Source organism: Ventosimonas gracilis, from assembly GCF_001580025.1.
Lineage (GTDB): Bacteria > Pseudomonadota > Gammaproteobacteria > Pseudomonadales > Pseudomonadaceae > Ventosimonas > Ventosimonas gracilis.
Genome location: NZ_LSZO01000161.1, coordinates 1 through 291, shown reverse-complemented (window position 1 = coordinate 291; position 291 = coordinate 1). Strand labels below are relative to the sequence as shown.

The 291-nt window shown below is 62.2% G+C and carries 1 pseudogene; it reads left to right on the top strand.

Annotated features, from left to right (window positions below):
* A pseudogene (locus tag AXE65_RS07825) lies at positions 1–291 on the top strand (hypothetical protein); the annotation flags it as partial.

Sequence of the window (291 nt, the reverse complement as noted above, 5' to 3'; positions counted from 1 at the left end):
GGCCCTGCACGCGGCCTCTGGCAATTTGAACGCGCAGGCGTGCAAGGCGTGCTCACGCATCCGGCCAGCCGCGCACTTGCCGCCGATCTTTGTCCGCCAAACGGGCAAAAAGACCAGGCCGCGCACATCCTTAAAATACTGGAACACAACGACACACTCGCCTGCAAGCTGGCTCGCCTGCTGCTCTTCACAGACCCGCGCCCGCTCCCTGCCATCGGCGAAGTGATGAGCGCATGGGATTACTACCTGTGCAACTGGCGACCCGGCAAACCGCACCCAAAAACGTGGGAA